The organism is Accumulibacter sp., from assembly GCF_029255125.1.
Lineage (GTDB): Bacteria > Pseudomonadota > Gammaproteobacteria > Burkholderiales > Rhodocyclaceae > Accumulibacter.
The window spans coordinates 1-12,012 of the sequence record NZ_JAPUVR010000060.1 but is presented as its reverse complement, the minus strand read 5'-3'; the positions used below and the strand labels follow the sequence as shown (position 1 = coordinate 12,012).

Here is a 12,012-nt window from a genome sequence, read left to right as displayed (position 1 = left end):
CGGCTGGCCTGCCGGCCAGGCTCGCCGCGCGGTGGGCTGCGCCACGGCGACGCTGGGCGGGCGCCTGATCCCGGCGAAAACGCTCTCTGTTACAATGGCAAGCCGTTTCAAGCCAGCCGCAAGCGCGGCGCGACCTGGCGCATTCGCCTGGTTTCTTTTTCTCCAGACAGAGGCAATCATGCAACCGACAGTCAAACCCAAGAATCTCAACTTTTCATCGGGTCCGTGCAGCAAGCGTCCTGGTTACGATGTCCGGGCGCTGCAGCTCGACACCCTGGGCCGCTCGCACCGCTCGGCTCTCGGCAAAAAGGCGCTTGGCCTGGCCTGTTCGGAAACGGCCCGCATCCTTGGGCTGCCGGAAACCTACCGGGTCGGCGTCGTACCGGGATCGGATACCGGTGCGGTCGAGATGGCTTTGTGGTCGCTCCTCGGCGCACGCGGGGTGGACGTTCTCGCCTGGGAGTCATTCGGCTCCGGTTGGGCAACCGATGTGGTCAAGCAGTTGAAACTGCCGAACGCCCGGGTGCTGAAGGCAGACTACGGCGCCATCGTCGACCTGGCCGAGGTCAATTTCGACCATGACGTTGTATTCACCTGGAATGGAACGACCTCCGGCGTGCGTGTGCCGAATGGCGACTGGATTCCAGCCGAGCGCGCCGGCTTGACGATCTGCGACGCAACCTCGGCAGTCTTCGCGATGGATCTTCCCTGGGACAAGCTCGATGTCGTCACTTTCTCCTGGCAGAAGGTGCTCGGCGGCGAGGGGGCGCACGGCATGCTGATTCTGGGTCCGCGCGCGGTCGAGCGGCTGGAAAGCTATACCCCACCCTGGCCGCTACCCAAGGTCTTCCGGCTGACCTCGGCGGGCAAGCTGAGCGAGGGAATCTTCCGCGGGGAAACGATCAACACGCCATCGATGCTCTGCGTCGCCGATTATCTCGACGCGCTGAATTGGATCGAAAGCATCGGCGGCGTGCCGGCTGCAATTGCGCGCAGCGAAGCCAACCTGCGCGTCATCGCCGACTTCGTCGCCGCCAACGAATGGATTTCCTTCCTGGCCGCCGACCCCGCAACGCGTTCGAACACCAGCGTCTGCCTGAGCGTCGATCTGTCGGCCGAGCAGGTGAAGAAAATGGTGAAACTGCTCGAAAGCGAAGGTGTGGCTTACGATATTGGCTCGTACAAGGACGCGCCGGCGGGCATACGCATCTGGTGCGGAGCGACCATCGAAACCTCCGACCTCGCTGCCCTGATGCCCTGGCTGGCCTGGGCCTACGCACAGGTCAGCGCCTGAGCCCAGCAGCCCCCTCCTGCAGACCTTTTCCAGCGAGCCATCCATGTACAAGATCCGAACCTACAACAAGATCTCGGTCAAGGGCCTTGACCGGTTCCCACGTCAGAACTACGAAGTCGGCAGCGACATCGCCCACCCCGACGCCTTCCTGTTGCGCAGCCAAAAGCTGCAAGGAATCGAAGTCCCTCCCTCGTTGCTCGCCGTCGCGCGCGCCGGCGCCGGGGTCAACAATGTACCGGTCGCCGACTACGGCAAACTCGGCATTGTCGTCTTCAACACGCCGGGCGCCAACGCCAATGCCGTCAAGGAGCTGGTCATGGCCGGCATGCTGCTCAGTGCCCGCGGTATCGTCGACGGCATGAACTACGTCCAGTCGCTGGCCGATCTGAGCGACCCTAGCGAGATGTCGCAGCGCCTGGAGAAGGAGAAGGCGCGCTTTGCCGGCAGCGAAATTCGCGGCAAGACGCTCGGTATCGTCGGCCTGGGCGCGATCGGCTCGATGGTCGCCAATATGGCGCTGGCCATGGGGATGCAGGTGATCGGCTTCGATCCGGTGCTGTCGATCGACGCCGCATGGCGTTTGTCGAGCGACGTTGGCCGCATGGAGAACCTGCAAGCGCTGCTCGCGCGCTCCGACTACGTCTCGCTGCACGTCCCGGCAGCAGACGCCACGCGCCACATGATCAACGCCGACACGCTGGCAACGATCAAGCAGGGCGCCGTCCTGCTCAACTTTGCGCGCGACGCGATCGTCGATGCGCAAGCGGTCCTGCGCAGTCTCGACGCCGGTCGACTGGGCAAATATGTGTGCGACTTCCCCGAATTGGCCCTGCTTGGCCATCCCAGAGTCATCGCCATGCCGCACATTGGTGCGAGCACCGAGGAATCCGAAGAAAACTGCGCCGTGATGGCCGCCAACCAGTTGGTGAACTATCTGGAAAACGGCAACATCGTCAATTCGGTCAACTTCCCGAAGGTCGTCATGGAGCGCCGACCCGGCACGGCGCGTATCACTTTCTCGAACAACAACGTTCCCGGCGTGCTCGGTCAGGTGCTATCGGTCCTCGCCGAAAGCAAGGTCAACGTCGTCGACATGATGAACAAGAGCCGCGGCGAATTGGCTTTCAACATCATCGATGTCGAACATCCGCCAAGCGACGATGTGGTCGCGGCGATCAGTGCGCTTGAACACGTGATCCGCGTGCGGGTGATATGACGCAGTTGTTCGTCGACGGCGCAGCCTGGCAGGCTCTGCCGGCGCTTGCCTTCGCCTTGCTCCTGGCGGGTGTCTTCGTCCTGATCATCCGCCAGAACCGCAAGGATCTGGTCGAACTGGAAGAAATCCTGGCCAACGAGAGCGGCGAGTGGTAAAGCGGTCGGGCGGTCGGCCTGCCGGCTTCCACGCGCCGTAGCGCGGTTGCCGTAGCCGGCGGTTCGATGCAGCAAATCCCTACTCGTTTGCACGCCTCGCAAGGCCAATTGGTCCGAAGAGGCGCAACGGAAGCACGACGGAACCGAGCGGGGTCAGCGACACCCGCCATCGACCACGCGCGGACTGGCTGACGTTGCGTGCTTCGCGGACAGATACGCCGCGTTTGCCGAGTTCCCGAAAGTCGGACCGAACCCGTCGCTTGGACCGACCCCGTCGCTTTCAGCGATGGCATCGTGACCTGCGTCAGACGAACTTGTCGAGGTTGCGCTGAGGCCTCAGCACCTCGCTGCTGCCCGACTTTGCCGGCAGCCGTGCAGTGCATGGCCTCGCCCAGCGCAGCGCGAGAGGAGTCAGTCGCCAAGGCCTTGGTGGGCCGCCAGGCGAGCACCCGCCTCGGGGTCCCGTCGAGCACGGCGGACAGAAGGAGTAAGCCGAACGGGTAGCAGACCCGGAGCTTGTGCTTGCGGTCGATCATCGTCGTGCGGCAAGCTCGCCCGCCTGGCTGAGCGTCGTCGCCAAGAAATGGTTCTCCAGCACCGGCTGCATGCATCGAGCAGCGCCGTTTGCGCGACAAGGTCGTAGAATCGGCCCGATCCACCTCCCGACACGCAGACCATGATGCTCGATGAAATCAATCATCTGGAACTGATCGGCAGCCTGATGCAGCAGATGTGCGTCTATCTCGTGATCGCCTACCTGCTGAGCAAGACGCCGCTGTTCGCGCCGCTGATGCAGGTAACCGTGCGCCTGCCCGGCAGGCTGGTCTGCTACCTGGTGTTTTCCGGCTTCTGCGTCATGGGCACCTACCTCGGCTTCCAGATCGAAGGCGCCATCGCCAACACGCGTGCCATCGGCGCCGTCCTCGGTGGCCTTCTCGGTGGACCGGTGGTGGGCCTCGCCGTCGGCCTCACCGGCGGCCTGCATCGCTACTCGCTCGGCGGCTTCACCGACGCCGCCTGCGCGGTGTCTACGACCGCCGAAGGCGTGATCGGCGGCTGCCTGCACCTCTACCTGCTTCGCAGCCAGCGCGCCGACCGGCTGCTCAGCCCGACACTTGCGTTCTGGACGACGCTCGGCGCCGAGTTGCTACAGATGCTGATCATCCTGCTCATGGCCAGGCCGTTCGACCAGGCTGCCCGCCTGGTCGCGCATATCGTGCTGCCGATGACGCTGACCAATGCCGTCGGAGCGGCCCTCTTCATGCGCCTGATTCTCGACCGCCGGGAAACGCTGGAGAAGTATTCGATTGCCTTCTCGGCGAAAGCGCTGCGCATTGCCGAGCGCTCGGTCGGCGTGCTCCTGCAGGGCTTCAACGAGCATAACTGCAAGCGCATGGCGAGCGTCATTCAGGAAGAAACCGGCGTCGGTGCGGTGGCGATCACCGATAGCGAAAAGCTGCTCGGCTTCGTCGGCATCGGTGCCGACCACCATCTGCCGGGTACGCCCATTGCTTCACCGCACACGCGACACGCCATCGAACGCAATGAAGTCGTCTATGCCGACGGAGCTACCCTTCCCTACTGCTGTTCGCTGAGCAAGGACTGCAAGCTCGGTTCGTGTCTGGTCATCCCGCTGCGGGATGAAGCCAACCATGTCTTCGGGACGATCAAGCTTTACGAACCGAAGCGGAAACTGTTTTCCTCGCTCAATCGCACGCTCGGCGAAGGGATCGCACGCCTGCTCTCGAATCAGGTGCTTGCCGGCCGGATCGAGGAACAGAAACGACTGCTCGCGCAATCGGAAATCAAGCTCCTGCAGGCGCAGATCAACCCGCATTTCCTGTTCAATGCGCTGAACACGCTGGCGGCAGTGATTCGCCGCGACCCGGAGGCGGCGCGGCAGCTTGTGCAATACCTGTCGACCTTCTTCCGCAAAAGCCTCAAGCGGGTCGGCAACGAGGCGACGCTCGGCGATGAAATCGAGCATGTCGATGCCTACCTGCGCATCGAACAAGCGCGCTTCGCCGATCGCCTCGATGTCCAGTACGCCGTTCCCGCCGATCTGCGGCGGCTGCGTCTACCCGCCTTCTCGCTGCAACCGATCATCGAGAACGCGATCAAGTACGGCATCGCCCAGATGCTCGAGGCGGGAACCATCCGGATCAGCGCCCAACGGCAGGAGGGCGTGCTGACGATCGTCGTCGAGGACAGCGCCGGCCTGTATCGGCCGACACCGGGAGGCGAAGGCCTGGGGATGAACCTGGTCGATCGGCGGATCAAGATTCGCTACGGTGCGGCTTACGGCATCGAGGTGAGCTGCGAACGCGATTGCTGGACGCGCGTGGCTATTCGTCTACCGGTGGAAGAGGAACTTGCACCATGCTGACTGCGCTGATCATTGATGACGAAGCACCCTCGCGCGAGGAACTCAAGACCCTGCTCGCCGCAGCCGCCGACATCGAGGTGCTGGGCGAATGCGCCAACGCGATCGAAGGGCTGTCGGCCATCCGTCGCCTGCGTCCGGATGTCGTCTTCCTCGACATTCAAATGCCGCGCGTGAGCGGGCTCGAAATGGTCGGCATGATCGACGCTTCGGCGCTGCCGCAGATCGTCTTCGTCACCGCCTACGATGAACACGCCTTGCAAGCCTTCGAGGAACACGCCGCCGATTACCTCCTCAAGCCAATCGACCCGCAACGGCTGGCCCGCACGCTCGACTGGTTGCGCTCGGGAGTCCGGCGCTCCGGCACGGCGTTTCCGGGATCGGCCGAGAAGCTGCGCCAGGTTCCCTGTTTCGGCCGCAACCGCATCTTTCTTCTGCCGCTCGACGAAGTGGAGTTCGTCCACACCGACATCGCCGGCGTCCAGGTCGTCGGTAAGGAGCGGCAGGGGACCACCGAACTGAGCCTCAAGATCCTGCAAGAGCGTTCGTCCTTGATTCGTTGCCACCGACAGTTCCTGGTCAACCTCGATCAGATCGCCGAGATCGAGTTGCTCGACAATGGCGCCGCCGAGATCGTCACGCGCAGCGGCAGACGGGTGCCGGTCAGCCGCCGTCATCTGCGCGAGATGAAGGATCGCCTGCTGATTCCGTGAGAGATTTCGCCCCGCCGATTGTGTCACAAGAACAAACGTGCAATCGCCCAGCCGACGCTTGCCGCCTGGCGTGATGTCTTGCACTCACGGCGCAAACCAGGCAAGGAGCTGCGCTCGCAATCGCTGGAACGTCTGGTCGGTGCAGTGTTGAAGACTGACGCGTCCCGTGATGCTCTCGTAGATGGCCGAAGACCGCGGCCGCTTTTGCCTACGGCAAACGGCTTCGATCGCCTCCTTCGGCTGCAGCGGCTTGCCGGCAGCATCGAATTCGAAACCGCGGTGGCGCAGCCAGTCACGAATCGATTCCTCCGTGGACCACTGAAGAGCTTCGTGCAGCACGCGATCGCTTCCCCAGAGCCATATATCGACTTCCGGCGCGATGACGATGCACTTGGCACGCGACCCCCAGACGCGTTGCAGTTGCTCGTCCAGTTTTCCTTCCAGCGACAAAGGAGTTTCCCGTTCCTCATGCCCGCAGCCTTGAAAATCCAAAAGCATGAGCGCGTGCGAAAAACGGCCAGCGTCGCATGCCAGCATGTCGGCGCCACTCGTCCGCACACCGCCGTCACGACCCATGTGCGGGCGGATGTCCCAAGTCAACGGCCGGGTTCCCAGGGCTTGTGGGCGGCCCAGCGCACCGCGCAGGGCAAACTGCATGTTCTTGTCGGCAACCAGCACCACCAGGTCCTGCACGGCCGTCTCAGCTCAGAATGCCGGCAGCAAACAGGACGCCGAGATCGGGCTTCCCTTGTCTCCATTGCTGCAGGGCAGGATGCCGGTCGCCGGCAACGATGTCCGTCGCGCCCGTGCTGTCCTTGGCAAAACAAAGGATCTGCGCGGGGTCGAGCATGTTCAGCGCAACCGGGCTGTGCGTGGCGATGAGCACCTGACCGTCATAAATCGACGAGAGCGACTGGATGACGGTCTCGATGGCGCGCGGATGGATGCCGTTTTCCGGCTCTTCGATCAGGAAGACGCCATCGAGATCCTTCAAGTAAGCCGTTATCGTCAATGCCAACAGGCGCAGGGTACCGTCGGAGGCCAGCCACGAGGGCACCTCAGCACCGTTGGCGTACTTGATCACCAGATAGCGGTGGCGATCGTCCTCACGTTCGATCGTGTCGATGTCGGCGATGTCCTCCAGTGCGGTGCGTACATGATCCAGCCAGTGTTCAAAGCGCTGCCGATCGCGCCGCAACTCGGCTATTACCCATGGCAGGTTCGCACCATTCGTCTGGAAGTCGCGACCCAGCCCCGGAGGACTCGCTCGGCGAATGATCTGACTGTTCAGTACCACCTTCCGCACCCCCGTCTCGAGCAGATCGCGAAACCACGAACTGACCGGAAAGCTGGCCTCATCGGCAGGGATGTGCGCCAGGGCCAGCTTGCCGCGCCCAAGACGAAACGACGGGGAGTACGACTTCGCCCCCTCGGTGTAGTAGTTGTCGTTGCCACCGGGTGTCTTCTTCATTACCACCTTGTAGCCCGGTCGTCCTTTACCGACGAATATCGACGGCGCATCTTGCCGTACCAACGGAAAGAGATCCCGTTGCACGGGCAGATCGTCCTCGTTGCTTGTGCGCAAGGACAGCGTCTCATGGTTGAGGCCCAGCTCATTGCTCGCCGCATCGAAGCCGACCTCCAGTTCGTAGCGCACGAACGTGAAGCGGCGCTTGCCTTCGGCCATGCGCGCGCGGACGGCCTTCGGAATTGGCGCCTCGACGGCAAGCTGAAACGCGTTTCTCGGGTCGGAGTCCCGCTCGGACCCCTGCCAGATCAGTTTGTCGAAACTCGCGCTGCGTGACAGGATGGTCTCGCGCACGTCGCCTCGCTGGCGCACCAGGTCGCTCAACAAACCGATCACGTCAAGAAAGGTCGTCTTGCCACTCGCGTTTGGCCCGACCAGCGCCTGCATCGGTGCCAAGACCTGATCGACGGCCTTGAGGCTGCGGAAATAACGCGTCTGAATACGGGAAAACATCGCAGCGTGCGCAAGGCCGGTTGGTTTGACGAGAACGGCGAGTATAGGCGCCTTTCAGTGTGCACGAAACCGCCGGTTCGCGTTCCCGTCAGAACGTTGGTCCTGGTCGATCGATCCCGAACACGTCACCGCACGCAGCCTGCCTCGGGATCATGCGCGCACTCGCCGCCCGCGATCGTCACTCACCGCGGCAGACGCCGGGCGGTCATTCGATCGCCGCGGCTCGACAGGGAGATCGCCAACGCATGAAGCGAGGAAGCAGGCCGGCCGACGCGTGTTTCTATGGGCCGCGCGACTTCCAAACAGGGGCAACAGCGCCATTCGGCGGGCCCGGGACACCGCTCAATCCGCGCACCGACCGCTCGCCGGATGGTACGCACGGCGGTCAGAATCAGGGCTAGATTGCGTGCTGCACCAGGTCAGGAGTCCCCGCGCCGCGGGCTTACTTCCTGTCAGTGCCTGGTCGATCAGCCATTCACCAGGCTTCGACGACCGGTTTCCCGCGGCGGCGTCGGCAGCTTTGCGAGAGGCTGCAGCCCACCGCCATGACACAATTCACTCCTGGAGGGGCCGTGAACATCGTTTCCAAACATGCCATCTGGTGGTTCTTGACGGCAGTCGGGGTATTCTCCCTCGGCACCGTGGCGCTGTCGCGTGGCGAAACCATCAACGCCTTGTGGATCGTCACTGCTGCGGTTTCGATCTATCTCGTCGCTTACCGCTACTACAGCCTGTTCATCGCCGACCAGGTGATGCAGCTCGACCCGACGCGTGCGACGCCGGCTGTCCGTCACAACGACGGCCTCGACTACGTGCCGACCAACAAGTACATCCTGTTCGGTCACCACTTCGCGGCGATCGCCGGCGCCGGCCCGCTGGTCGGCCCGGTGCTGGCCGCACAGATGGGCTACCTGCCGGGAACGCTGTGGATCATCGTCGGCGTCGTCATCGCCGGCGCCGTACAGGACTTCATGGTTCTCTTCGTCTCGACGCGTCGTGACGGGCGCTCGCTCGGCGACCTTGTCAAGTCGGAGCTCGGTTTCGTCCCGGGTATCATCGCCCTCTTCGGGACCTTCATGATCATGGTGATCATCCTCGCTGTTCTGGCGCTGATTGTCGTCAAAGCGCTGGCGGAAAGCCCCTGGGGAACCTTCACCGTCGCCGCGACGATCCCGATCGCCATGTTCATGGGCGTCTACAACCGCTTCATCCGCCCAGGGCGTGTGGGCGAAATCTCGCTCGTCGGCTTCGTGCTGCTGGTTGCCGCCATCCTGGTCGGCGGTCAGGTCGCCGAGAGCGCTACCTGGGCGCCGTTATTCACCTTCAACGGCAAGCAACTGACCTGGATGCTGATCATCTACGGCTTCGTCGCGTCGGTCTTGCCGGTGTGGCTGCTGCTCGCACCGCGCGACTACCTGTCGACCTTCCTGAAAATCGGCACCATCGTCGGTCTCGCCCTGTGCATGGTCTACGTCGCACCGAATCTGCGCATGCCGGCCGTTACCCAGTTCGTCGACGGTACTGGCCCGGTGTGGTCGGGAAGCCTGTTTCCGTTCATCTTCATCACCATCGCCTGTGGCGCGGTTTCCGGCTTCCATGCACTGATCTCCTCAGGAACGACGCCGAAGCTGCTCGACAACGAAAAGAACGCGCGCATGATCGGTTACGGCGGCATGCTGATGGAGTCGTTCGTGGCGATCATGGCGATAGTCGCCGCTTCGGTCATCGATCCGGGCGTCTACTTCGCAATGAACAGCGCGCCAGCGATCATCGGCAAGACGGTCGAAGGCGCTGCGCAGGTGATTTCGCAGTGGGGCTTCGTGATCACCCCGGAAGTGCTCACGCAGACAGCCAAGGATGTCGGGGAAAACAGCATCCTCTCGCGCGCGGGCGGCGCGCCGACGCTGGCCGTGGGAATGGCCCAGATCTTTTCGCAGGTCTTCGGCGGGCAGGCGATGATGGCTTTCTGGTACCACTTCGCCATTCTTTTCGAAGCCCTGTTCATCCTCACCGCCTGCGACGCCGGGACACGTGCCGGACGTTTCATGCTGCAGGATCTGCTCGGCACCTTCGTGCCAGCCTTGCGACAGATCAACTCCTGGCCGTCCAACCTGACGGCTACCGCTCTGTGTGTTGCCGCCTGGGGTTACATCCTGTACCAGGGCGTCGTCGATCCGCTCGGCGGCATCAACAGCCTGTGGCCGCTGTTCGGCATCTCGAACCAGATGCTGGCGGGTGTGGCGCTGATGCTGTGCACGGTCGTCCTGTTCAAGATGAAGCGGCAGAAGCATGCCTGGGTGACCATCGTGCCGGCCTCCTGGCTGCTCGTCTGCACGCTGACTGCCGGTTGGGAGAAGGTCTTCCACACTAATCCAAAGATCGGCTTCCTGGCTCTCGCCGACAAGTTCCAAGCCGCGCTCGACCGGGGTGAGCTCCTGGCCCCGGCAAAGAGCGTCGAACAAATGCAGCAGATCGTGTTCAACAACCATTTGGACGCCGCGCTGGCGATCTTCTTCATCTTCGTCGTCGTCAGCATGCTCTGCTACACGATTATCGCGAGCCTGAAAGCCTGGCGTGACGACCGCGTAACCAGTCGCGAGATGCCGTACGAGGCGATCCCCTCCGCCGGAGCCTGACAGTCCGTGTTCAACGACCTCGCGAGGTTCGGCACGTATCTCGGGCAGGCGGCCAGATTGATGGTCGGCCTGCCCGATTACGGCACCTATGTCGCCCACATGCGGGCGACGCATCCCGACCTGCCGGTGATGAGCGAAACGGAGTTCTTCCGCAATCGCCAGGAAGCGAGGTACGGTTCCGGCCGCTCCGGCGGCTGTTGTTGACCGCGTCGGAAAACCGGCACATTGCTCCGGCGCAAACGAAACTCCTGGCGTCCGCGCCCTGCTCTCTTCTCCTCCATCGACCACCGATGAACCCGACCCCCGCCTTACCCATCCCCGTCACCCTGCTCTCGGGTTTTCTCGGCGCCGGCAAGACGACGGTTCTCAACGCGTTGCTCAATCAACCCCAAGGCCGGCGCTTCGCTGTGGTCGAAAACGAGTTCGGCGCCGTCAACATCGACAGCCAGCTCCTTTCCCGCCAACCGGGCGGCCTCGTTGAACTGACCAACGGTTGCGTCTGCTGCACGGTCAGCGCCGACCTGGTGCGTGGCCTGCGTGACCTGGCCGCGCAACGGGCAGCCGGCAGGCTGGCCTTCGACTGGATCGTCATCGAGACGACCGGGCTCGCCGACCCCGGCGCCGTCGCCCAGACCTTCTTTGCTGCGCCGGAGCTGCGCGACGACTTCATGCTCGACGGCATCGTCGTCGTCGTCGATGCGTTGCATGCCAGCAGGCAGCTCGATCAACATCGCGTCGTCCAGCGCCAGGTCGGGTTCGCCGACCGGCTGCTGCTCGCCAAGTGCGATCTGGTCGACGCGGCTGCGATTTCCTCGCTGTCCGAGCGGCTACGCTGCATCAACCCGCGCGCAGCTCAGCAGTTGCTGCAGAACGGGCACGCCGAACCTGGTTCGCTGCTCGGCATCAGAGGCTTCAATCTCGATGCCTCGCTCCTCGCCGCCGATTCCGCCAGCCTTTCTCCTGCTCGTTTCGCGCCGATGCCAGCACCCGCGGCCATCAGCTGGTCGCGCCGACCGGCCGCGCACGAGGACGAGATTTCATCCTTTCTGCTCGAGGCTGGTGAGGTTGACCTTGAGCAAATCGGTCTTTTCGTCCAGTCGCTGGTCGACGAATTGGGCGACGAGTTGCTGCGCTACAAGGGAATCCTCGCCATCCCGGACGAAAGCCGCAAACTCATCTTTCAGGGCGTACAGCGCGTCGCCGGCTTCGCTTACGGTGAGCCCTGGGCACCTGGGCAAACGCGTACATCGCGTATCGTGCTGATCGGCAACCGCCTCCCAGTAGCGCGGCTGCGCGCGACTTTTCAAGCTGCGGCCGCGGCGGCGAACGGCAGACCAGCAGCGACCCGGATGCCCGCAACCTAGCGCTGGCAAGCCTGTAACAGATCCAGAATCTCGCGAAACTGAAAGTCCTCGCCCATCCCGGCGATACGCCGTGCCATGCCTGGATGGCCGGATTCGATATCCGCCAGCACCGCGTCGACCCCGCGCCTGCTCAGCGGTTGTGAATTTTTCGTTTCAACAACGAACAGCGTTTATCTGCCGCGCCGAAAGCGCCGGGTCCAGCCGCAAGCGATTCCGCGGCAGATAAACCTCGTTGGACTGAAGCGCCTCGACGGCGGTACTTATGGGGAT

Annotated in this window: 10 protein-coding genes; 8 read left to right on the top strand and 2 right to left on the bottom strand. The window is 63.2% G+C overall.

What is annotated here, in order from left to right; genetic code table 11:
- Window positions 1-178 precede the first annotated feature (178 nt).
- From Q1L59_RS02860 to btsR, 5 genes are all read left to right on the top strand, one after another.
- The gene (locus tag Q1L59_RS02860) at window positions 179-1,294 is read left to right on the top strand and encodes a phosphoserine transaminase (RefSeq protein ID WP_300327797.1); all 1,116 of its coding nucleotides are present in this window, start codon (window positions 179-181) and stop codon (window positions 1,292-1,294) included.
- Between the two features lie 43 nt (window positions 1,295-1,337).
- Window positions 1,338-2,510 carry a phosphoglycerate dehydrogenase gene (locus Q1L59_RS02855; protein WP_300327795.1) on the top strand — a complete coding sequence of 391 codons (1,173 nt, stop codon included), beginning with the start codon at window positions 1,338-1,340 and terminating at the stop codon, window positions 2,508-2,510.
- A complete protein-coding gene (locus tag Q1L59_RS02850) occupies window positions 2,507-2,665 on the top strand; it encodes a hypothetical protein (protein WP_300327793.1) in 159 nt (52 codons plus the stop codon). Before Q1L59_RS02855 ends, Q1L59_RS02850 begins: the two co-directional genes overlap by 4 nt.
- Before the next feature lie 679 nt (window positions 2,666-3,344).
- Complete coding sequence (locus Q1L59_RS02845; RefSeq protein WP_300327831.1) at window positions 3,345-5,051, top strand: sensor histidine kinase; 1,707 nt, start codon at window positions 3,345-3,347, stop codon at window positions 5,049-5,051.
- Window positions 5,045-5,761 carry a two-component system response regulator BtsR gene (gene btsR / locus Q1L59_RS02840; protein WP_300327791.1) on the top strand — a complete coding sequence of 239 codons (717 nt, stop codon included), beginning with the start codon at window positions 5,045-5,047 and terminating at the stop codon, window positions 5,759-5,761. Before Q1L59_RS02845 ends, btsR begins: the two co-directional genes overlap by 7 nt.
- Window positions 5,762-5,845: 84 nt before the next feature.
- Here btsR and Q1L59_RS02835 read toward each other — a convergent pair whose 3' ends face one another.
- Complete coding sequence (locus tag Q1L59_RS02835) at window positions 5,846-6,454, bottom strand: hypothetical protein (protein ID WP_300327789.1); 609 nt, start codon at window positions 6,452-6,454, stop codon at window positions 5,846-5,848.
- 7 nt (window positions 6,455-6,461) lie between these two features.
- Window positions 6,462-7,742 carry an ATP-binding protein gene (locus tag Q1L59_RS02830; RefSeq protein WP_300327787.1) on the bottom strand — a complete coding sequence of 427 codons (1,281 nt, stop codon included), beginning with the start codon at window positions 7,740-7,742 and terminating at the stop codon, window positions 6,462-6,464.
- Window positions 7,743-8,314: 572 nt separating this feature from the next.
- Here Q1L59_RS02830 and Q1L59_RS02825 point away from each other — a divergent pair.
- The 3 genes from Q1L59_RS02825 (at window position 8,315) to Q1L59_RS02815 (ending at window position 11,742) form a co-directional block, all read left to right on the top strand.
- Complete coding sequence (locus Q1L59_RS02825; RefSeq protein ID WP_300327785.1) at window positions 8,315-10,378, top strand: carbon starvation CstA family protein; 2,064 nt, start codon at window positions 8,315-8,317, stop codon at window positions 10,376-10,378.
- A gap of 6 nt (window positions 10,379-10,384) precedes the next feature.
- On the top strand, window positions 10,385-10,582 hold the full coding sequence (locus Q1L59_RS02820) for a YbdD/YjiX family protein (RefSeq protein WP_300327783.1): 198 nt from the start codon (window positions 10,385-10,387) through the stop codon (window positions 10,580-10,582).
- A gap of 86 nt (window positions 10,583-10,668) precedes the next feature.
- The gene (locus Q1L59_RS02815) at window positions 10,669-11,742 is read left to right on the top strand and encodes a GTP-binding protein (RefSeq protein WP_300327781.1); all 1,074 of its coding nucleotides are present in this window, start codon (window positions 10,669-10,671) and stop codon (window positions 11,740-11,742) included.
- Window positions 11,743-12,012: the final 270 nt, after the last annotated feature.